Origin of the sequence: Kitasatospora sp. NPDC001527 (assembly GCF_040298605.1) — a bacterium.
Taxonomy (GTDB): Bacteria; Actinomycetota; Actinomycetes; order Streptomycetales; family Streptomycetaceae; genus Kitasatospora.
The window spans coordinates 35,905-56,232 of sequence record NZ_JBEPAM010000043.1; the positions used below are offsets into that span (position 1 = coordinate 35,905).

The 20,328-nt window shown below is 76.6% G+C and carries 15 protein-coding genes, 1 tRNA gene and 1 pseudogene; 7 read left to right on the plus strand and 10 right to left on the minus strand.

Annotated elements, in window-relative coordinates; genetic code table 11:
• Nucleotides 1–4: 4 nt before the first annotated feature.
• Together ABT238_RS29900 and ABT238_RS29905 are read right to left on the minus strand one after the other, a co-directional pair.
• Nucleotides 5–1,660, minus strand: coding sequence for a hypothetical protein (locus tag ABT238_RS29900; RefSeq protein ID WP_350800942.1), 1,656 nt, complete (start codon nt 1,658–1,660; stop codon nt 5–7).
• Nucleotides 1,657–2,943, minus strand: coding sequence for a hypothetical protein (locus ABT238_RS29905; RefSeq protein ID WP_350570243.1), 1,287 nt, complete (start codon nt 2,941–2,943; stop codon nt 1,657–1,659). The genes ABT238_RS29900 and ABT238_RS29905 overlap by 4 nt, the downstream gene beginning before the upstream one ends.
• Nucleotides 2,944–3,148: 205 nt before the next feature.
• On the opposite strand from ABT238_RS29905, the gene ABT238_RS29910 reads away from it, so the two are divergent.
• Nucleotides 3,149–3,799: a histidine phosphatase family protein gene (locus ABT238_RS29910; RefSeq protein WP_350570242.1), complete on the plus strand. Its 651-nt coding sequence runs from the start codon at nt 3,149–3,151 to the stop codon at nt 3,797–3,799.
• 31 nt (nt 3,800–3,830) lie between these two features.
• Here the strand turns inward: ABT238_RS29910 and ABT238_RS29915 are convergent, their stop codons facing one another.
• Entirely contained in the window at nt 3,831–5,429 is a 1,599-nt protein-coding gene (locus ABT238_RS29915; protein WP_350800959.1) for an NsdA family TPR-like regulatory protein, read from the minus strand.
• A 362-nt stretch (nt 5,430–5,791) separates the two neighbouring features.
• Here ABT238_RS29915 and ABT238_RS29920 point away from each other — a divergent pair, with 362 nt between their 5' ends.
• From ABT238_RS29920 to ABT238_RS29930, 3 genes are read left to right on the plus strand one after another with little or no spacing between them, the layout of a single operon-like run.
• Nucleotides 5,792–6,292, plus strand: a complete 501-nt coding sequence (locus ABT238_RS29920; RefSeq protein ID WP_350570240.1) for a hypothetical protein — start codon at nt 5,792–5,794, stop codon at nt 6,290–6,292.
• A 60-nt stretch (nt 6,293–6,352) separates the two neighbouring features.
• Entirely contained in the window at nt 6,353–7,291 is a 939-nt protein-coding gene (locus ABT238_RS29925) for a spermidine synthase (RefSeq protein WP_350570238.1), read from the plus strand.
• 51 nt (nt 7,292–7,342) lie between these two features.
• Nucleotides 7,343–7,801, plus strand: coding sequence for a GNAT family N-acetyltransferase (locus ABT238_RS29930; RefSeq protein ID WP_350800978.1), 459 nt, complete (start codon nt 7,343–7,345; stop codon nt 7,799–7,801).
• A gap of 63 nt (nt 7,802–7,864) precedes the next feature.
• Here the strand turns inward: ABT238_RS29930 and ABT238_RS29935 are convergent, their stop codons facing one another.
• The 6 genes and pseudogenes from ABT238_RS29935 to ABT238_RS29960 form a co-directional block, all read right to left on the minus strand.
• Nucleotides 7,865–8,782, minus strand: a complete 918-nt coding sequence (locus ABT238_RS29935) for a hypothetical protein (RefSeq protein WP_350800987.1) — start codon at nt 8,780–8,782, stop codon at nt 7,865–7,867.
• Between the two features lie 128 nt (nt 8,783–8,910).
• Nucleotides 8,911–9,357, minus strand: coding sequence for a DUF4442 domain-containing protein (locus ABT238_RS29940; protein ID WP_350570235.1), 447 nt, complete (start codon nt 9,355–9,357; stop codon nt 8,911–8,913).
• Nucleotides 9,358–9,534: 177 nt separating this feature from the next.
• A tRNA-His gene (locus ABT238_RS29945) sits at nt 9,535–9,610 on the minus strand.
• 182 nt (nt 9,611–9,792) lie between these two features.
• Nucleotides 9,793–10,395, minus strand: a complete 603-nt coding sequence (orn, locus tag ABT238_RS29950) for an oligoribonuclease (RefSeq protein WP_350570234.1) — start codon at nt 10,393–10,395, stop codon at nt 9,793–9,795.
• A 733-nt stretch (nt 10,396–11,128) separates the two neighbouring features.
• Nucleotides 11,129–12,131, minus strand: a pseudogene (locus ABT238_RS29955) (helix-turn-helix domain-containing protein); the annotation flags it as partial.
• 1,551 nt (nt 12,132–13,682) lie between these two features.
• Complete coding sequence (locus ABT238_RS29960; RefSeq protein WP_350801004.1) at nt 13,683–14,837, minus strand: HAD family hydrolase; 1,155 nt, start codon at nt 14,835–14,837, stop codon at nt 13,683–13,685.
• 817 nt (nt 14,838–15,654) lie between these two features.
• Here ABT238_RS29960 and ABT238_RS29965 point away from each other — a divergent pair.
• The 3 genes from ABT238_RS29965 (at nt 15,655) to ABT238_RS29975 (ending at nt 18,949) form a co-directional block, all read left to right on the plus strand.
• A complete protein-coding gene (locus ABT238_RS29965) occupies nt 15,655–16,137 on the plus strand; it encodes a universal stress protein (protein WP_502884360.1) in 483 nt (160 codons plus the stop codon).
• Between the two features lie 162 nt (nt 16,138–16,299).
• Nucleotides 16,300–18,156: a hypothetical protein gene (locus ABT238_RS29970; protein ID WP_350801009.1), complete on the plus strand. Its 1,857-nt coding sequence runs from the start codon at nt 16,300–16,302 to the stop codon at nt 18,154–18,156.
• 22 nt (nt 18,157–18,178) lie between these two features.
• On the plus strand, nt 18,179–18,949 hold the full coding sequence (locus tag ABT238_RS29975; protein WP_350801014.1) for a bestrophin-like domain: 771 nt from the start codon (nt 18,179–18,181) through the stop codon (nt 18,947–18,949).
• A 105-nt stretch (nt 18,950–19,054) separates the two neighbouring features.
• Here ABT238_RS29975 and ABT238_RS29980 read toward each other — a convergent pair whose 3' ends face one another.
• Entirely contained in the window at nt 19,055–20,245 is a 1,191-nt protein-coding gene (locus ABT238_RS29980) for an acyl-CoA dehydrogenase family protein (protein WP_350570228.1), read from the minus strand.
• Nucleotides 20,246–20,328 lie beyond the last annotated feature (83 nt).

A 20,328-nucleotide genomic window follows, 5' to 3' on the forward strand; every position in this document is an offset into this window, starting at 1 on the left:
CGGATCACTCCCAGTCCTCGGCGGCGCCGGTCACGAGCGGCACCACGGTGACGACGGCCCCGGGCGGGCCGCCGTGCGTCCACGGCGTGTCGTCCGGATCGGGCAGCGGCGCCGCCTGCCGGACCGTCAGTTCGAACAGCGTGAAGGTGACCCGCTCGCCGGGCTCGGGCAGGCTCCCCGGCTCGGGCTCCTTCTTGCGCCCCATGCCGGACAGCACCCGCACCGTGATGGTGCCCTCCTGCGGGTCGGCCGCCGCGATCACGGCCTTCTGCGCCGGGCCCGCCCCGGCCTCGGGGGCCGCCGGTTCCCGGACCCGGTGCACCTCGCGGCCCAGGTCGGCGTGCGGGCGGTCGTCGGTCCGCACCGTCACCAGCGGGCGCGGCTTGGGGGAGCGGCCGGTGGTGTCGTAGTCCGGCACCACCTCGGTCACCACCCCGCTGAACGCCTCCCCGGCGAGCCGGTGCTCGGCCATCGCCAGCGGGTCGTCCAGCGCCTCCTGGACGTCCAGCCGGGCCTGCTCGCGCTCGCGCTGGGCGAGCTTGCGGGCGGCCGTCACGGCGTCGTCGATCCGCGGCTGCGGCGGCTCGCCGGCCGCCAGCCGGTCCCGGTGGCCGGTGTACGACCAGCGGTCGCCGGTCCAGCGCTCGGGCAGGTGGCCGGCCGGGGGCAGGGCGCGCAGCAGGTCCAGGCCGTGCCAGACGTCGTGCCAGGTCGGCAGCAGCTCCTCGCGCAGGACGGCGCGCAACTGCTCCACGGCGACCCGCACGGCCTCCCGGGCCGCCGCGGCGTCGCTGCCGCCCGGGCCGCCGGGGCCGCCGGGGCCGCCCGCGCCGTCGGCCTCGCGCAGGGCCGCTGCGGCCGCGTCGTAGCGGGCGATCGCCGGGGCGAGCACCTTGGCGTCGAACACCGGGTCGGTGGTCGGACCGGCCGGCGGGTGGAGCAGCCGGCCCCCCTCGCCGCGCCCGGTCTCGGCCAGCTCCGCGGCCTCCGCGCCGGTCAGCCCCTCCGGCGGCGTGTGCCAGGCCAGCCGGGCGGCCAGGTGCTGGTCCTCCAGGTGGCTCTGGCCGGTGGCCCAGTGCCGGGCCAGCAGACCGGTCATCGGCAGCAGCAGGCTGGAGCCCGGCACCATGGCGCGCTCGGCGAGGTGGGTCAGCCAGCGGCCGAGCAGCGGCACCCGGGCCGGCGCCGGGAACGGGCCCGGATCCTCGTCCTCGGCGGTGCGGCGGAAACGGGTCGAGCGCCCGAGCAGCGCCAGGTACCGCACGCCCCCGCTGTTCGGCACGATCAGCTGCGGGGCGTCCGCGCACAGCTCGCGGACGACCGGCGTCTTCTCGCCGCTCTCCGGATCCTTCTCGGAACCCTCGATCAGCTCCACCTCGTCGCCGAAGGACTCCAGGTAGGGCAGCAGGTCGGCGGCCAGGTCGGCCAGGAACTCCGAGCGCAGCGTGCGGTTGAGCGGCTGCGGCACGATGTGCAGCGCCGGCGCCCGCCGGTCGGTGCCCAGCAGCACGGCCAGCGGCGCGCCGTCCTCGCCGGCCGAGGTCAGCGGGACGAGCACCAGCGGGCGCTCGGACAGGTGCCGGTGGCGGACGGTGGCCAGCGGCTCGGCCCGGCCGCTGCGCACGGCCTCCAGCCGGGCCAGGGTGGACAGCAGGCTCACCGCTCGGCCCCCGCACTCTCGGGCCGGGGGCGGCCGAGCGCCTCGGCGCGCAGCGCGGCGGCGTAGGCCAGCCGGGCGGCGGCCTCGTCGGCCCCGTCGCCGTCGGTCCCGTCGCCGTCCGCGTCGCTTCCGTCCCCGTCGGCGCCGTCCCGCGCCGGTCCGCCCCCGCCGCCCGGGCCGGTACGGGCCACGGCCAGCGCCTCGGTCACCGTGCGGATGCTGCCCAGCTCGCCCCGCACACCCCGGCCGAGCTGCTCCACCCGGTCCCCGCAGCGGGCCTGGGCCCGGCAGTGGAAGCCCAGTTCACAGGTGGAGAGGCAGTCCGGGCTGTACGCGGCGGGCACCGTCCCGACCGTCTTCTCCAGCTCCTCGGCGGACCGCACGGGCGTGCCGTCCGCAGCGGGGGAGAGGTCGAGGTCCGCCCCCGGCGGCAGCACCGCCAGCAGCCGCTCGATGCCGGTCATCCGGCTGAGCTGGCGCCGGGTGGTGGCCAGCTCGCGGCGCACGTCCACCGGCACGGCGGTCGGCCGGCTGCCGAAGTCCTCGGGGCAGACCAGCAGCACGCTGGTGCGCGGACTGCCCGGCAGCCGCTGCTCGGTGTACGGGTCCGGGTCCACCGGGCGCCCGGCCAGCGCGGCCGCGGCCTCCTGGAGGGCCAGCACGTAGACGGCGGCCTGCCGGGCGGCGGCGCCCACCTTGCCCGGGTCCGCGGTGCCGTCCAGCACCGGGAAGGACTTGATCTCCACGACGGTGCAGCGGCCGCCGTGCACCACGACGGCGTCCGGCTCCAGGTAGGCGGTGGAGCCCGCCACGTCCAGCCGCAGCATCGGGTGGTCGAGCAGCGTCCAGGCGTGCTCCTCGGCGGCCGCCTCGGCGAGCGCGGCCGCCGTCCGGTCGGCCCGGACCGCCGGACCGGAGGAGCGCAGCAGGTCCGGCACCAGCAGCGGCCCGCCCTCCTCGGACATGCCGAGCCGGCGGCGCAGCGGCTCCAGCAGCGCCGCGTAGCCGTCCTCCTTCAGCCGGGCCTCGAAGACGACGCCGCGCGCCAGCGCGAACGGCGACCGGCCGAAGGGGGCGGGGCGGCCGAGCCGGGCGGCCAGCGCCGACTTGTCCACCCCGGCGGCGTCCAGCACGGCGCGGCGGTGGCACCCCGGATTGGCGGCCAGGGCGGCGAGGGCACGGGCGTTCAGACTGCGCTGCGGCGCCGGTCCGCGCAGCTCGGCGAGCCGCTGGGCGAGCGGCTCCGCCGGCCCGCGGAGCGGGGCGTTCGTCGAGACGTTCATGGTGCGGCCCAGTGTCGCATCCGGTTCCGACAATCCGCCCCGGACGGGCCGTTGGCGGCGAACCCGCAGGTCCGGCCCGTCCCGCCCTCCTCGCCGCGGGCGGAGGCCGGGATCGTGGCCGCACCGCCCGTGGGGGATCATGGAGGCCGGTGCTCGCCGGCGAGGCCGACCGTTGACACCGCCCCCGAACGCGAGGAGCCTGCCCATGCCCGCCCGCATCCTGCTGGTCCGCCACGGTGAGACCGACTGGTCGGCCACCGGCCGCCACACCGGCCGCACCGACATCCCGCTGACCGAGGACGGCCGGGCGATGGCCCGGGCGCTCGGCGCCCGGCTCGGCGGCGCGCCCTGGAACGGCCTGCCCGACGCCCTCGTCTACACCAGCCCGCTCGGCCGCGCCAAGGAGACCTGCTCCCTGGCGGGCTTCGGCGACCGCGCCGTGGAGCGCCCCGAACTCCTGGAGTGGGACTACGGTCAGTACGAGGGCCGCACCGGCGCCGACATCCGCGCCACCGACCAGCCCGGCTGGCTGATCTGGCGCGACGGCGTGCCCGGCGGCGAGAAGCTCTCCGAGGTCGCCGCCCGGGTGGACGCGCTGCTCGCCGACCTCAACACCGAGCACGGCGTGCCGGACCCGGACACCACGGTCATGCACTGCGCCGACTGCGACGTCGTGCTCTTCGCCCACGGCCACCTGCTGCGCATCCTGACCGCCCGCTGGCTCGGCCTGCCGCCCGAGTACGCCCAGCGGTTCAAGCTCGGCACCGCCGCGCTCTGCGTGCTGTCCTGGGAGTACGGCGCACCGGCCGTCGAGCTGTGGAACGACCAGGGCCACCTGGAGACCCTGAAGCACTGAGCCGGGGCCGCCGCGGCCGGCCGCCGCCCGCTCAGGCGGCGGTCGTCGCCGCGCCGTACTCGGCCAGGAACCGCCCCACCTCCGGCACCCGCCGGTGCTCGCGCAGCCGCTGCGCGGTGTCCGCCAGCATCGAGCGGATCCGGGCCGAGCGGACGTCGCCGAACAGCGCCACGGCGGCCGAGCCGTACGCGGCCGCGCCGGCCAGGTCCCCCCGGCCGAGCCGGTCGTGGGCGAGTTCGGCGGTGTAGAGCACCCGGTTGCGCACGAAGTGCGGCTGCTGGAGCGCCATGGCCAGCCGGGCGTGCTCGCTGGCCCGGTCCCAGTCCCCGAGCGCGGACCAGCACTGGGCCTGCAGCCCGGCGAGTTCGGCCTCGCCGAAGAACGACATCCACTCCGGATCGGCCTCACCCGGGCCCTGCTCGAACAGCCGGCGGGCCCGGGTGACCGCGCGCTCGCAGGAGCCGCGGTCCTGCAGCAGTGCCCAGCCGCCGGCCTCGCGCATCGTCAGCAGGGCGAGCAGCCGGGGGGAGCCGAGGTGCCGGGCGGCGGACTGCCCGGCCTGGGCGGCGCGCAGCGCCTCGCGGGGGCGGCCGGCGTCCCGGGCGAGGAAGGCGCTGTTGGAGAAGACGTGCGCCTCCAGGGCGGAGTCGCCGGCCATCCGCGCGGTGGCCAGCGCCTCCGCGTAGTACGAGCGGGCGTCCGCGAGCCGGTTCGAGTCGTGCGCCAACCAGCCGACCGAGATGGCCAGTTCGCCGGCCCCGGCCTGGAGCCTGCGCTCGGTCTCGGTGGAGTACTCGCAGGCGTCGAGCAGCAGGTAGGCCTCCCGAAGGGAGCGGCCGGCCTGTTCGAACAGCGCGTCGGCGCCGTGCGCGTCGTCGGCCAGCCGGATGTCCCGGACGGCCTGCTCCACGCCGAGCACCTCGGCCGTGCCGACCTTGCGGGGCGGCGGGACGGGGCCGGGGCGGCCGGGCACGACGGCGCCACCGGGCGCCGCGGCGGTGGGGGCGCCGTGGGGGGCGGGGGCCGCGGCGGCCGGGCCGGGCAGGTCGATGCCGATCACGGCGGCCAGCGCGGCAGGGCCGCCGGCCAGGAACGTACGGCGACGCACGTCGTCGTTCTCCTCGTCACAGGGGTGCGGTTCGTCGGGCCACCCGGGCGCCGTCGCGAACCTCGGCACCGGGGCCCCGACCGGTGGGGGCGGTTCCGCGTACGGCGAGGCAGCGTACGGGAGTTGGGTGGAGAGCCGCGAGCGCGGGGCGGGCAGCGGCGGGAACACCGGATGGCCCGGCGGTGGCGCCCCGGCGCCCGGTCCGCCGTTCCCGCTCCCGCGGCCGGCGCCGTCGGGCGGGCGGCGGCGGACGGCGGTGCGGGGGGCGAAGCCGAGGTCGACCAGCGAGCGGTCCGGCCACATGTGCCGGAACACCCGCTCGTACGCGTAGTTGGGACAGCGGATCTCGCCGGACTCGACCCGCCCGACGTACCGGGCGTCGCAGGAGACGTGCTCGCCGATCTCCCGGGCCGCCCGGCGCACGGCCGTGGCGAACTCGCCCGGCGAGCGGTCGCCGCGCAGGGCACGCATCACGGTGTTGGGTGACGGGCGGTTCGGCTCGGCCGGTGGGGTGGCTGCCATGGTGCGCTCCGTGGTGGTGCGGGTGGCGGTGCGAGGGTCGGGCGGCGGGGTCGTCCGGCCGCGGGAGGGTCCGATGGGGCCCGGGCGGGGACGGTCGGGCGCCACGACAGTACCGGGAGTCACCGGTCGGACACGGCGAGTTCACCTCCGAAGTGCCACCAAACGGGGGCAATCCGGGCGTCCTTGCCGGGATCCGCCATGAAATGCCATGCCTTGCTGTAAGACGCCCCGTGGCCTGCGACACCCGCCCGGCGTTGTCCTGGTACGCGGAAGCCCCTGCCGCCGTCCCCCCGCCGCGTCCCTGGCGGAACCCCCACCCGGGCGGCACGGCTTCCGGTCCCGACGAGGTGACAGGAGGGCCCATGCCGGCCACAGGAGTACCGCAGTTCCGCCGCCTGGCCGTCGGCGGGGTGCTCGACGGAGCGGCCCCCGCCCTGATGCCCGAGTCGGCCGACGACCGCGGCCCCGGCCGGTCCCCGTCCGGCGGCGGCCCCTCCCGCCGCCCCCGCACCGACCCGGACGCCGTCCTCGTCGCCGCCTTCGACACCGTGACGGTCGCCCTGCGGCACGGCCTGGAGGCGGTCGACATCCTGCGGCTGCGCCGGGCCTGCGGCGCGGTGCTGCAGAGCCGCAACGGCGCCACCGTCTCCTTCCTCGTCCCGGGCGGCACCTCCACCACCTGGCACCTGCCCGGCAGTTCCTGTACCGCCGGCGCGCAACTGCTGCCCGCCACCGACCCGCGCTGGGTGATGCCCCCGGCGGGAGTCGACTGCGCCGCCCGCCCCACCGACCCCTGGGTCCTGCGCTCCGCGCTCTGCGAGGCCGCCTGCACCCTCACCGCGGGCGGCCTCGGCCCGTCCTGACCGCCGACCGCCCCCGGCCACCCCCGCTGAGCTGCGGGGCTCCCGCGGACGGCGGCGATAATGGCGGGTATGGGACGAAGCAACCGAGCCGGCCGCACCGCGGACCGGGACCGCAGCGCCGCGCCGAGCGAGCCGGCCGCCACCGGCCCCGGCGGCCGCACCCACGCCCAGGGCCCGCTCACCCGCGCCGTCGACTCCGGCCTCGCCGAGCTGCGCCCCGACCGCGACCGCCCCGCCGCCTGGTCGCTGCTGATCGACGGCGCGCCGCAGTCCCTGGTCGACCTCGCCGACCCCGCCCACCTGGGCTTCGAGTACCAGCGCCGGCTCGGCCACCTCGTCGACCTCGTCGCCCCGCCCGGCCGCCCGATCACCGTCCTGCACCTCGGCGGCGGCGCCCTCACGCTGGCCCGCTACGTCGCCGCCACCCGGCCGCGCTCGCGCCAGCAGGTCGCCGAGATCGACACCGCGCTCACCGAACTGGTCCGCGCCGAACTCCCGCTGGAGCGCGGCTGGCAGGTCAAGGTGCGCGGCGCGGACGCCCGCAGCGTGCTGGAGCGCACCCCCGAGGGCACCGTCGACCTGGTGATCGCCGACGTCTTCTCCGGCGCCCGGGTGCCCGCCCACTGCACCACCGTCGAGTTCACCGCGCTGGCCGCCCGGGCCCTCGCCCCCGGCGGCTGGTACGCCGTCAACATCGCCGACGGCTCGGGCCTGCCGTTCGCCCGTTCCCAGGTGGCCACCCTCGGCACGGTCTTCCCCGAGCTCTGCCTGGTCGCCGACCCGGCGGTGCTGCGCGGCAAGCGCTTCGGCAACCTCGTCCTGGCCGCCGCGCACACCCCGCTGCCGCTGGCCGAACTGACCCGCCGGGTGGCCTCGGACGCCGCCCTCGGCAGGGTCGAACACGGCCGCGCGCTGGCCGACTTCGCGGCCGGCGCCGCCCCGGCCACCGATGCCACCGCCACCGCGTCCCCCACCCCGCCCCCGGGCGTTTTCCGTTAGGGTCACCGGGACGGGGGGTCCCGGACGATCCGACCAGGAGGAGCACCCGCCATGCCGATCCGACCGGCCCGGCCGAGCGAGGCGGCGGCGCTCAGCGCCCTCGCCCTGCGCTCCAAGGCGCACTGGGGCTACGACGCGGAGTTCATCGAGGCCTGCCGGGCCGAGCTCACCCTCACCCCCGACCGGATCGCGTCCGGGCGCACGGCCGTCGCCGAGGAGGACGGCCGGGTCCTGGGCTTCGTCACCCTCACCGGGGCGCCCCCGGAGGGTGAACTGGGTCTGCTCTTCGTCGAACCGGACATGATCGGCCGCGGCGTCGGCCGCCGGCTGATGGCGCACCTGCGCGCCGGGGCCCTCGGCTTCGAGCGGATCACCTTCGCGGCCGACCCGAACGCCGAGCCCTTCTACCGGGCGATGGGTGCCGTGCGCCTCGGCACGGTCCCCTCCGGCTCCATCCCCGGACGCCGACTTCCCCTGCTCGCCCTGCACGTGGCCACCCCCGGCTCCTGATCCCCGCCCGTCCTGCCCTGGCCTGCCCTGCCCCGTCCGTCCTGCTCCGTGCTGTCCGTCCGCTCAGTGGCCCTTCGGCAGGCCCCGGTGCTTGTACATCGCGGCGCCGGTCAGCAGCAGCCCGGCCGTGATCGGGGCGAGAACGGAGGTCGCGGTGCCGGCGGTGTCGTGGGCGACGGTGACGGCGGCCGTCCTGGCCGCGCCCGCGCCGGGCGGCGCCGCGGTGCTGGCCGCCGGGGCGCCGGAGGAGGCGGGGCCGCGTTCCCGCCAGGCGGTCCGTCCGCTCGCGCCTCCGCCGCCCGCGGCTGCCGGAGGCCCGGCGGTGGGGGGCGAGGGGCGCTCCGGTGCGGCGGGAGCCGGGGGCGGGGCCGCCGGGCCGTGCGGGGCTCCGCCCGGCCGGACCGGTCGCGCGGCGTCGACGGGTCGCGCGGGCTTGCCCGACGCCCCGTCGGGCGTCCCGTCACGGGCCGCGCGCGTCTCGGCGGGGTGCGTCCCGGCGGGCGCGAGGCCGAGCAGCCCGGAGGCGAGCGCGAACGCGTCCGGCAGAGCGGCCCGCTGGCCCGGCAGGGGGAGCCCGCCGGCCCTGATCCGGTCCTGCAGCGCACCGCCGATCGAACCGGCCACCGTGCCGGTCACCGGGCCAGTCGCGGCGTCCAGCTCCGGAACGACGGCGTCCGCCGCGGCCGGGACGGCGCCGGCGAGCCCGTCGAGCAGTCCGTCGGACGGACCCGGACCGGGCTGCCGCACCGTGCCGTCGGGCGCCGCCGCGCCCGTGGCCAGGGTCCGGCCGGCCGGTTCCGGGAGGGGTTCGCCCCCGGCCGCGAGGGCGACGGGGGCGCCGAACCCCCAGAGCTGAGCGAGCAGCGCCCCGCCCGCCGCGACGGTGCGCGGCCGGGACAGCCACCGCCGGGCCGCCCGCCACCCGCCGCCGACGGTCCGTCGGGCGGGTTCCGGACGCCTGGTCGCGTGTTTGGCTCGCACGTGAATCGAGAACGAGCGGGCGGACCGCGAGGACACGGCCACCGTCACGGACAGTCATCGCGGGCGGCCGCCGGACGACCGGCGGACGGTGCCGGCACGGCCGCCGCGGACCGTCCGCCGTGCTCCGCTCAGGAGTTGGGGCGCAGCGTCCAGACGACCGTCATGACGCCGGTCACCGCGCCGTCGGCACGGGTGATCTCGACGGTCACCGGGAACTCCGGGCGCTCGCCCTTGTCGAGCTCGGCGACGATGTCGGCGGCCGGCCGGCCGAGCACGGCGGTGGCCGTGACGGCGCCCATGGCGAGCTTCTTGTAGGCGATCTCGGCGCTCACCGCGAGCGGCACCGCGCGCGAGAGCTGGTCGCCGAAGGCGCCGAGCACGATGCAGCCGCTCGCCGACTCGGCGAGGGTGAACATCGCGCCGGCGTGCGGGCCGCCCACGTGGTTGTGGTACTCGGGCTGGTCCGGCAGCCGCAGCACGGCGCGCTCCGGGGTGGTCTCCAGGTACTCGAGCTTGAGGGTCCGGGCCATCGGGACGGTGGAGTCGAGCAGCCGGCCGATCGAAGGAGTGGTCATGGCCGCCACGTTACTAGTCAGTAGCTTCCGGTGGCAGATCCGCGAGCGGGGAAAGCGGTGAGACGCGGACCACGGTGCGACGTGCGCCACACCACCCCCGCCCGGCCGTCGCCGATGTGAGGGAACGCGAAAAAGCCCGAGGGGCCGGTCTCTTGACGAGACCGGCCCCTCGGGCTCTGGGGTGAGTGACGGGACTCGAACCCGCGGCCACCTGGACCACAACCAGGTGCTCTACCAACTGAGCTACACCCACCATCTGTCCGGACCGTTCCCGCTCTTCGGCGTTCCCGCTCCGACAGGAAGAACTCTACAGGATCCGAGAGGGTGCTCGCGCCAGGGTTTCGTTCCCCGCACCCGGGCACCCCTGGCGTCCGCGGACATCCCGCGGACCCGCCGGGCCGCCGGACCCTTCCCGCGACCCGGCGGCCCCGGGGCTCAGCCCGCCGGCGCCTGGTACTTCTCGGCGATCGCGCGCGCGGTGTCGGTGTCCGGGCCGGGCTGCGGGACGAACACCGCCTCGCGGTAGTAGCGCAGTTCGTCGATGCTCTCGCGGATGTCGGCGAGCGCCCGGTGGTTCCCGCCCTTCTGCGGGCTGTTGTAGTACGCCTTCGGGTACCAGCGCCGGGCCAGCTCCTTGATCGAGGAGACGTCCACGATCCGGTAGTGCAGGTGGCTCTCCAGCGCCGGCATGTCCCGGCTCAGGAACCCGCGGTCGGTGGCCACCGAGTTCCCGCACAGTGGTGTGCGCCCGGCCTCCGGCGCGTGCTCGCGCACGTACGCGAGGACCAGCGCCTCCGCCTCGGCCAGCGTGACCCCGTGCTCCAGCTCGTCCAGCAGCCCGGAGGAGGTGTGCATCTCCCGCACCACCCCGGGCATGTTCGCCAGCGCCTCGGCGGGCGGGCGGATGATGACGTCCACACCCTCGCCGAGGATGTTCAGCTCCGAGTCCGTCACCAGTGCCGCGACCTCGACCAGGGCGTCCCGGTCGAGGTCGAGGCCTGTCATTTCACAGTCGATCCATACCAAACGGTCATTCACGCCACTCACCCTACGGCGCGATCACGCGCCGCGGGCACCGATGGAGCCGAGCGAGGCGCCGGGGTGCGGCTCTCGGAACCGTGCTCGTCCGGGGCGTGGCCGTCCGCCTCCCGGGCCTCGCGGCCTTCCCGGCCGGGGTGGCCGGCTGGATGCACCGGGCGGACCTCCCGGGCGGACCGCGCCTCCCGGGGCTCCCGGGCCTCCGACGGGGCCGCCCGGCCGCCCTGCGGACGGAGCTGGCCCGCCCTCGCCTGCCGGGCCCGGATCTCCGGCGCCACGTCCTGCGGACGGTCGGCCGCGCTCCGGTGCCCCTGGCCCTGACCGCGAGCCCCCGGCTGCGGCACCCCGTCCTCGGCGGCGGCGTGCTCCGCCGTCCTGGGCGGACGCCCCGCGCCGGGACCGGGCTGCGTCGGGACCATCGGCGGGCGCGCCGGACCGCGGCCGCTCCCCGGCTGCCCGGGGTGCGACTGGTGCCCGGCCGCCTGGTGCGGGTACGGCTGCCCGGCCCGCGCGTGGACGCCCGGCCCGGACGGCTGCCCGTGCTGGCCCGGGTGCGCCGCACCCGGCCCGCCCGGGAACCCCGGGGCACCGGCCGACCCGTGCCCGGCCGGCACACCGTGCCCGCCGGGAGCGCCGTGCTGGCCAGGGAACGACCCGCCCGCGGCGGCCGACGACGCGACCGCCCCGCCCGCCCGCAGGTCGCCGCCCGCCGGAGCGGTCGGCGCCGCAGCGGACGCCCCGGGCCGCCGGGCCCGGTAGCTGGTCCGGTACGCGGCCGGCGAGACCCCGAGCTGGCGCCGGAAGTGGCCGCGCAGCGCCACCGGCGAGCGGAAGCCGCAGCGGCGGGCGACGTCGTCCACCGACAGCTCCGAGGTCTCCAGCAGCCGCTGCGCCTGCAGCACCCGCTGGGTGATCAGCCACTGCAGCGGGGCGCTGCCGGTGAGCGTGCGGAACCGCCGGTCGAAGGTCCGCCGGCTCATGTAGGCGCGGGCCGCCAGCACCTCGACGTCGAACTGCTGGTTGAGGTTCTCCAGCGCCCAGGTGACCACCTCGGCGAGCGGGTCGTTGCCGATCTCCTCCGGTAAAGACTGATCGATGTACTGGGCCTGTCCTCCGCCGCTGCGACGGCTCGGCACCACCAGCCGGCGGGCGAGCGCGTTGGCGGCCTCGGCGCCGTGGTCGCTGCGGACCACGTGCAGGCACAGGTCGATCCCGGCGGCGGTGCCGGCCGAGGTGAGCACGTCGCCGTCGTCGACGAACAGCTCGCGCGGGTCGACGTGCACGCGCGGGTAGCGCTTGGCCAGGGTCGGTGCGTACATCCAGTGCGTGGTCGCCGGGCGGCCGTCCAGCAGGCCGGCCGCGGCGAGGACGAACGCGCCGGTGCACAGGCCGATGATCCGGGCGCCCTCGTGGTGGGCCTTGCGCAGTGCGGTGATCGCCTCGACCGGCGGCGGCTGCGAGATCGAGCGCCAGGCCGGGACGACGATCGTGCCGGCCCGGGCCAGCGCCTCCAGCCCGTACGGGGCGGAGAGGGTCAGGCCGCCGGTGGTGGCCAGCGGGCCCTCCTCGCCGGCGCAGACCAGCAGGCGGTAGCGCGGCACCCCGGCGTCCTGGCGGTCGACGCCGAAGACGGAGAGCGGGATGGAGCTCTCGAAGATCGGTGCGCCGCCGAAGATCAGGACGGCGACGGTCTCGCGGCGGCGGCGGCCGGAGAGCTTGCGGGGCGCCGCGGCCATCGCGGGCGTCGAGGCGCCGCCCGGGCCGACGGCGGAACCGCCGTGGCCGCCGGGTCCGTGCCCCGCCGGGCCGTGTCCGCCGAGGCCGTGTCCGGCGGTGCCGAGGCCGAGCGGTCCGCCGGGGAGTCCGCCGGTGGCCAGGGGGCCCGACAGGCCGGGGAGGGCCGGTCCGAGCCCGGCACCGGGAAGTCCCGGGGCGAAGGCGGTGGCGGACGGGGCGGCGGCGAAGGGCGGGAAGCCGCCGTCGGGTCCGGCGTGGCCGCCCGGGTAGCCGCCGGAATGGCCGGTAACCGACGCCCCGCTCCGGCCGTCCTGGCCGGCTCCGTACCCGCCGGAGTGGCTGACGGCCGGTCGGCTGACGGGGCGTCCGCCGTGCTCAGGGGCGCCCGGGTAGGACGGGGATCCCGTGGCCTGCGGTGCGCCGGAGGCGGCGGTGGCACCCGGTGCCGACGGGGCGCCCGGGACGGACGGGGCCACCGGGGAATAGGAGGGGTGGGAGGCGGTGCCGGAGTGACGGGTGTTGGCGGTGGAGGCCTGGGAGGCGGCGCTTCTCGCGGAACGACCCGCGATGCCGGCCACGGCCTGGCCGCTGTCAGGACCCGCGTCGCTCCTGCTCACCCTGCTCAAGGCGCTCAAGCCCCCTCGGTGGTGTGGTGTGGTGGTGCGGCACTGCTGGCCAAGATCGAATCTATCGGGTGGACCGTTGCCGTTGTGACAAGTTCACCATCCGACGCTATGTCGACATGGCAATTTGGCGTGATGCATTCGATCACGAAGCGTGGCACCCGTCGACCCTTCTGGGAAGAGGGTCGGGGCAACGGTGGCTGGTTGTCGCAGGACGGGTCCTGGGGCGTCCGGCTCCGATGCGCCCGGCCGGTGCGTCTGGGCTGCGGATTTGCCCAAGGGCAGGGGAGCCGTACGAGATTGACCGAAAATAGGCGGTGCACGGGAGGGCGCACAGGCGCACGCCGTGCGCCTCCCAGGCTTCATCCGGCCAGTGCCGGAGCCGGAGGGCGGTGCTCCGGGGTCCTGCCCATCGTTCGCCCGCGGAGCGCCGCCGCCGGCTCGAACAGGCCAAGGGCGGCTTCTGCGCCCGCCCGCCGGGCGGCGGACCCGGGGCGGGGGAGGGGCAGGGGAGGGGCGCGGCGGCGCCCGCGCGGGGCCGAACCTGCCGCGCCGGGACTGGAACTGACGACGCCGATCACGGCGAAAGGGTTGCGCGGCGGACGGATCGGATCCGAGCCGTCCGGCCGGGACGCTCCGATGCTCCGTGCGGGGGCGCGCTGCTGACGGCAGGTGAGCTGCGGGGCGTGGACGGCGCTGCCGGCGGTGCGGCCGCGTCGCCGGCGATGCCTCGGTGGCGGAGGCGGTGCGGACCGCCGCGACCGCCCGACCGCCGCGATCCGCTGTGGTGGCCGCCGCCACCGTGACAGCCGCCACGGTCGCCGTCACCGGCACCGCCGCAACCACGGCCGTCCGGTGAGCGGGCGCGGACCGCGTGCGGCTCGTCCGCGTCCGCGAGGACGGCGCGCGATGCCGGACCGAAGGCCGCTACCCGGCCCGGGCCGAGCGGTGCGGCGGCACCGCGAAACTCGTTCGCGCCGGGAGCACGACCACGGGCTCCATCGGCGCCGGGCGGGTGGCGGCATCCTCCGCAAACCCGTCGGACCGGTTTCGGACAGCCTCCCCGGCTCCGGAGTCCGGGGAAGCACTGCCGGTGGCGTGCGCGGTTGAAGGTGTGTGCCCGCCGCCAGGGGTGGATGCCCGGAGGGGCACGCCGTCGCGTGCGCCGCTCCGCGCCGCCGCTGTCCTCTCCACCCCGGGTGCGGCCCGCGCTCCCCGGGCGCCCGGCCCGCCGACCGCTGCCGGGGCCGCTGCGGACCGCGTACCGCCGAGGCCGCGCTCGTTGCCACGCGTGCCGCCCGTGCCACCCGCCGGAGCCGTCCGGCGTGCCACCGCGACCCCGCCGCCGGCGCCGGCGCCGGCGGTCCGGTGCGCGGCAGCCACGCCCCCCGCGAGGGGCTCCGGGCCGGACGCCGGAGCACCCCGGGCCGCCAGCACCTGGCCGACGGCCTCCGGCAGGCCGGCCGCCTTGAGCGTCGGCCGGTAGGCGGGCTCGGCCCACGGGCGGCCGTGGTGCAGCCAGACGCTGCGCAGCCCGGCCAGCTCGGCGCCCGCGATGTCCGCGGGGGCGTGGTCGCCGATCATCCAGGTGTGCGTGGCCCAGTCCCCGGTCGGTGCGATGCCGCACCGCTGGGCCGCGATCTCGAAGATCAGCGGGTCCGGCTTGAGGCAGTCGGCCTCCTCGGAGATCACCCAGCCGTCGACCATCGGGCCGAGGCCGGTCCGGCGGATCTTCTCCAGCTGGGCGCCGGTGCCGCCGTTGCTGACGATGCCGAGCGTCCACCCGGCGGCCCGCGCGGCCCGCAGCGCGTCGATGTTGCGGGCGGGGCAGTGGATGTAGGAGTTGATGCCGTGCCGGTAGTGGGAGAGCAGCCGGTCGAGCGACTCGTCGAGGCCGTAGCGGCGCCGGGCGGCGGACAGTACGGTGCTGCGCGGTACGTAGCCGCCGCCGTCGATCGTGACGAGCCAGTCGACGTCTCCGGGCGGCAGTGACCGTTCGGTCAGAAAGTCCTGAGCCCAGGCCCGGAATGCGGCGTCCCTGGGGAGCAGCGTGTTGTCGAGGTCGAGCAGGAGCAGGGGCATGCCGAGCATGGTGCCAGCGGCCGCTGCTATGCACTTGGCAAATGCCAGAGGCCGTCCCGAACCCGCGCCCCTTGGCCGAAACGGGTGCCGGGCACGGTGGTGCACCACCGCGCACCGCCCGCCTCCGTGCCCGCCTCGCGAGCCGCTGCACGACCGGCTCGCGAACCGGCTCGCGAACCCGCTCACTGCCCGGCTCACTGCCCGGCTCGCCGGACGGCCCGTGGTCCGCCTCCTGGGCCGCCTCACTGCCCGGTGACTGTCGGCAACGGATCGTCATCGATCCATGACAGTCCGGTCACGGTGTCCCGGAGTCCTGTTGCGCCGCCCGGTCCGCTCAGTCAAGCTCCAGGGAACCTCCTTCGCCGGAGGGGCGCCTTCGCGCCCGGGTGAGGGGCGCGTCGCCGTCGGCGCGCGCATCCCTCGTTCGCGGGAAGAGTCTCGCCCCCGAGGCCGCGCGGCTGGGCTGCGTGTCCGGCCCGTCGTACTCTGAAAGGAACAGGTCACAAACGGTGGTGCTCGGCGCAGACCGACGTCTTCCCGTGGGCGGGCCTGCCGCCCGGGCAGCGTTGTCCTCTCCTGTCGGCCCATCTCCTTCGAAGAGCCTTGTGCCATGGCTGGTTCTGAGCCCTCCCGACCGGTGGAACCGGGCGAGGACGCCCGGGGTGGTGGTTTCGCCCGCCCCCTTCGCAACCTCGCGCGCCGCGGGCGCCCCGGCGCAGGCTCCCGCCAGCGGCGGGACGACCGGCGGTCCGACGTTCCGGAGCCCCCGGTGACGGGCCGGCCGGGACCGGGCGCCGAGCGTCCGAGCGCCTCCGGCCTGCCCGACGGCGCGCCCGGCGAGTCGGCGGTCCGCAAGGGGTCCGCCAAGTCCTGCGACCCGGCCTTCCAGCACGGCGTGGTGGTCGGCTTCGACGGCTCGCTCTCCAGCGAGCGCGCCCTCGCCTACGCGGTGGGCATGGCCCGCCGCTCCCAGTGCGGCCTGGTGATCGTGCACGTGGCCAACCGCCTGCCCGCCACCGTCTGGGCGGGTTGCGAGCCGCCGGTCTTCGTCGACCTCCCCGACCACCGGACGGAGGTGCTCGGCCTGGAGCTCGCCTGCGCGGACTTCCTCGCCGGAGTGCCCTGGATCCTCGTCGAGCGGGGCGGCGACATCTGCCACGAGATCGAGGAGGTCGGCCGTGAGTTCGCCGCCGACGCGATCGTGGTCGGTACGACGCACGGCCTGCTCGGCAAGATCTTCGGCTCGGTCTCCGGGCGCCTCGCCCGCCGCGCCAACCGGCCGGTCATCGTGATCCCCTGACGGTCGGTCCGGTCGGCTCGTTTGGTCCGGCGGTCGGGGCGGGGGCGGTGTGGGCCGTCCGTGTTATCCACGCCGACGGCGCGCGGTGCCGCCCCGCTCGGCCGTGCGGGTGCGGCAAAGAATGACAAGGTGATCGTTGGATCAGCCTTACCCCCGCGTCGTATGCCGCGCCGCTCCTCGCGCCGCCCGATCCGCCGTGCCGTCGCGCTGCTCGCCCTCCTCCTCGTCCTGGCCCCGGCCGGGCTGACCGAAGCGCCCCGGGCGTCGGCGGTCCGCCCGGCGGGCGGCGAGGCCGGGGCCGCGGTCCGGCTGGAGGTCCGCACCAACGGCGCGACCGGTGTCGACGTCCGGGTCCGCGCCGACGAACAGCTGCTCCGCGTCTACCGGTTGACGAACCAGGCCGAGTATCCGCTCACCGTCTCGGCCGTCACCGACGCCCAGGTCTCCGGGGCGGCCGTGGTCTGCGGGAGCGGGCAGCCCTTCGCGCTCCCGCCACTGGGCGTGGCGGAGTGCTCGGCCACCCTGCCGGCCCGCGGTGGGCGGCAGCGGACCGAGGTCCGGGTGGAGGCCACCGCCCCGAAGGGCATGCCGAAGGCCGTCGCGACCGCGGAGGCCGGCTATCAGGGACTGGTCGCCGGGATCACCCTGACCCGGGTCGGCGTCCCGACCGGATCGGGCGTGCTGGCCCGCGCGGACCGTTCCGCGCGTCGGCAATTGATGGTCACTCGGTCACGTGCGGGCGAAGCTCCTTTCGTCGGCGGGTGGGCGGCATCGGGTCGCCGGGCGCTGCCGATGGTGGTCGGCGGCGACGTCCGGCTGCGGTACCGGGTGGACGCCGTCGGGGACTCGCCGATCAGCGCGGTCGGCGTGGTGGATCACCTCCCGGGGGTGGGGCCGGTCAGCTGCACCGGACAGTCCGCCGCCGGACTGCTGGAGATCGGCCGCCCACTGGACTGCACCGCCTCCGGGGAGGCCGTGCCCGGGCGGCACACCGCCGTCGCGAGGGCCGACGGCCTGGCGGTGGACGGCGCGGTCGGCCAGGACGGCCGCCCGCTGGCACCCCGGCCGGTCGCCGCCGAGGCCCCCGGCGACTACGAGGGCGAGGCTCCCGCTCCCGCCCCCGCCCCGCCCGGCCCGGGCGGCAACCCGGCACCGGCGGCCCCCGGCGCAGCTCCGGCGGCCGGTGGGGCCGCCAACCCCACCGGTGTGCCCCCGGGCACCGCTGCCAATGCCGCCGGTGCCAACGCGCCACCACCCAACCCCGCTGCCCCCGCCGCCGCGGCCGTGCCCCCTGGTGCCGCGGCCGCCGCCATCCCACCTGTCGCGGCGGCGGCAGCCGCAGCAGCAGCCGGGTCCGCCGTGCCGTTCCGTCCGGGCACCAGCATCTTCGGGCTGCCCGCGAGCCCGTTCCAGGCGGTGGCGGCTGCCGCTGCCGCTGCCGGAGCCGGCGGAGCTGCCGGGGCCGCCGCCGGTGCCGGGGCGGCGGGTGGGGCTGGAGCCGCCGGGGCTGCCGCTGCCGCCGGGGCTGCCGCTGCCGCCGGGGCTGCCGCAGCAGGTGGGGCTGCCGGTGGAGCTGCGGCCGGGGCCGCCGGAGCAGCGGGGGCCGCCGCCGGTGCCGGGGCAGCCGCCGGTGCCGCCGGAGGGGCCGGAGGAGCCGGTGCCGCCGGCGCCGGAGCGGGCACGGCAGCAGAAGGAGCCGCCGCAGGTGGCGCGGCCGGCAGCGCGGGTGCCGGTGCGGGGGCCGGCTCCACCGGGCCGGGGAGCCCGGGCCGGCCCGGCAACCCGAACTCGAACGGGAACGCGTTCTCGGCCGCTCAGCTTCCGGACGACACCCCGTTCGACTGGGACGACGACTGGGGCGCCGACGAGGTGCTGATGCTGCTGATGTCGATCGTGCTTCCTGTCCTGGTCGTGCTGGCGGCCGCCCTGTCGGTGCGGCAGCAGCGTCGGAGAGAAGGCCCTGGAGGCGATGGCGATGGCGATGGTGGCGGCGGCGGTGGCGGTGGCGGTGGCGACTGAACGTCGGGGGAGTGGTCGGTAGATGTGGGTCAATATCGTGGCGGCGCTGGCCGGCGCAGCACTCGCGCTGGCCATCGGTGCCCTGGTCGGCCGGTCCCGCGGTTCCCGCGAGGGCGCGACCAACCCGTCCGCGATCGGCTTCGCGGGCGCGGCGGTGCTCGGCTTCTTCGCCCTCTTCACCGGCTTCGCCATCGCCGGTTCGTGGCAGCAGCTCAACACCGCCCGCCAGCACACCTACGAGGAGTCCCGGGCGCTCACCGAGGTGTACTGGTCGGCGCGGCTGCTGCCGGTGCAGGACCGTCCGGTGGTGCAGCAGCGCGTGCGCGACTACACCCATCAGGTGATCGAGGACGAGTGGGAGCAGATGGCCCACGGGCACGGCAGTGCCGAGACCTGGGCGGAGGCCGACCGGATCCGGACGTCGGTGGACGCCGTGCGGAGTCAGAACGCGGCCGAACTCGCGGCCAAGGCCGATGTGTTGAGAAGCCTGACGGACGTCTACGCGCGGCGGAACGCCCGGCTGGCGGACATCCGCGCGCAGGTGCCGACGCTGGCGCTCGGAGGTCTGGTGGTGGGGTCGGTGTTCGTGCTGGCGACGCCGCCGGTGGTCGGGCTGACCGCCAACGCGCGCAACCTCGTGCTGATGGGGTTCGTGGGGGCCTCGGTGGCGTTCGCGGTCAGCCTGGTGTTCCAGCTCAGCGGTCCGTTCGACGGCGCCGTCAGGGTCGCGCCGACGGCCTTCGAACTCGCGCTGACCCGCTACGACCAGATCGACGGGGGCGGCCCGGGGTGACTCCCTCCCCCTCTGTCTCCTCTCCCTTCTCGTGATCGCCCGGGCCCGCGGTCCGCCGGCCCGGGCGGGCCGACGGACCACGCGGGTACGGGACCTGTGGCAGCCTCAGGAGACGACGCCGAGCTCTCGCGCGATGAGCATCCGCTGGACCTCCGAGGTGCCTTCGCCGATTTCCAGGATCTTGCAGTCCCGCCAGAAGCGGGCGACCGGGAATTCGTTCATGAAGCCGTACCCGCCGTGGATCTGGGTCGCCTCGCGGGCGTTGTCGACGGCGGCCTCCGACGAGTACAGCTTGGCGATCGCGGCCTCCTTCTTGAACGGTTCCGAGTGCAGCAGCCGGGACGCGGCGTCCCGCCAGGCGAGGCGGGCGGTGTGGGCGCGCATCTCCATGTCGGCGAGCTTGAACTGGATGGCCTGGTTGGCGCCGATCGGCCGGCCGAAGGCGCGGCGCGTACCGGCGTACGAGACGGACTGGTCGACGCAGCCCTGGGCCAGGCCGGTGGCCAGGGCGGCGATCGCGATGCGGCCCTCGTCGAGGATCCGCAGGAACTGGGCGTAGCCGCGACCTCGCTCGCCCAGCAGGTTGGCCGCGGGGACGCGGCAGTCGGTAAAGGACAGTTCGCGGGTGTCGGATGCGTTCCATCCGACCTTCGAGTACTTCTTCGACACCTGGAACCCGGGGGTCCCGGTGGGCACGATGATGGAGGAGATTTCCCGCCGTGGCGAGGAGAATTCGCCTCCTTCACTCGAACGAGCGATCGGTTCGGTGAGCGCGGTGACGGTGACCAGACCGGTGATGTCCGTGCCGGAGTTGGTGATGAAGCACTTGGTGCCGTTGATCACCCACTCGTCGGTGGCCTCGTCGTACCGCGCGGTGGTGCGGGTCGCCCCGGCGTCGGAGCCGCCCTCGGGCTCGGTCAGGCCGAACGCGCCGAGCATCTCGCCCGAGGTCAGCCGCGGCAGCCACGCGCGCTTCTGCTCCTCCGTGCCGAACCGGTAGACGGGCATCGCGCCGAGCGAGACCGCCGCCTCCAGGGTGATCGCGACCGAGGAGTCGACCCGGGCCAGCTCCTCCAGCACCAGGCAGAGGGCGAAGTAGTCGCCGCCCATGCCGCCGTACTCCTCGGGGAACGGCAGGCCGAACAGGCCCATCCGCCCCATCTCCCGCACGATCTCGTAGGGGAACTCGCCCTGCTCGTAGTACTCGCCGATCTTCGGCGCCACCACGTCCTGGGCGAATTCGGCCACGGTGCGCCGCAGTTCCTCGTGCTCGGTGTTCAACCGGTGGTCGAGCATGGTGATCCTCCTGGAGCCCCGCCGGTGGGCGCGGGTGTGGTCGGGAAGCCGCCGCCCGTGCGGGTGTGACGGGCGGTCGGTGC

What these genes read in the sequence shown, in the direction of transcription:
- ABT238_RS29970 (WP_350801009.1), top strand. Translation starts at nt 16,300, where the DNA reads ATGCCGCGCCGCTCCTCGCGCCGCCCGATCCGCCGTGCCGTCGCGCTG.
- ABT238_RS29930 (WP_350800978.1), top strand. Translation starts at nt 7,343, where the DNA reads ATGCCGATCCGACCGGCCCGGCCGAGCGAGGCGGCGGCGCTCAGCGCC.
- ABT238_RS29905 (WP_350570243.1), bottom strand. Translation starts at nt 2,943, where the DNA reads ATGAACGTCTCGACGAACGCCCCGCTCCGCGGGCCGGCGGAGCCGCTC.
- ABT238_RS29975 (WP_350801014.1), top strand. Translation starts at nt 18,179, where the DNA reads ATGTGGGTCAATATCGTGGCGGCGCTGGCCGGCGCAGCACTCGCGCTG.
- ABT238_RS29925 (WP_350570238.1), top strand. Translation starts at nt 6,353, where the DNA reads ATGGCGGGTATGGGACGAAGCAACCGAGCCGGCCGCACCGCGGACCGG.
- ABT238_RS29940 (WP_350570235.1), bottom strand. Translation starts at nt 9,357, where the DNA reads ATGACCACTCCTTCGATCGGCCGGCTGCTCGACTCCACCGTCCCGATG.
- ABT238_RS29920 (WP_350570240.1), top strand. Translation starts at nt 5,792, where the DNA reads ATGCCGGCCACAGGAGTACCGCAGTTCCGCCGCCTGGCCGTCGGCGGG.
- ABT238_RS29960 (WP_350801004.1), bottom strand. Translation starts at nt 14,837, where the DNA reads ATGCCCCTGCTCCTGCTCGACCTCGACAACACGCTGCTCCCCAGGGAC.
- ABT238_RS29915 (WP_350800959.1), bottom strand. Translation starts at nt 5,429, where the DNA reads ATGGCAGCCACCCCACCGGCCGAGCCGAACCGCCCGTCACCCAACACC.
- ABT238_RS29910 (WP_350570242.1), top strand. Translation starts at nt 3,149, where the DNA reads ATGCCCGCCCGCATCCTGCTGGTCCGCCACGGTGAGACCGACTGGTCG.
- ABT238_RS29980 (WP_350570228.1), bottom strand. Translation starts at nt 20,245, where the DNA reads ATGCTCGACCACCGGTTGAACACCGAGCACGAGGAACTGCGGCGCACC.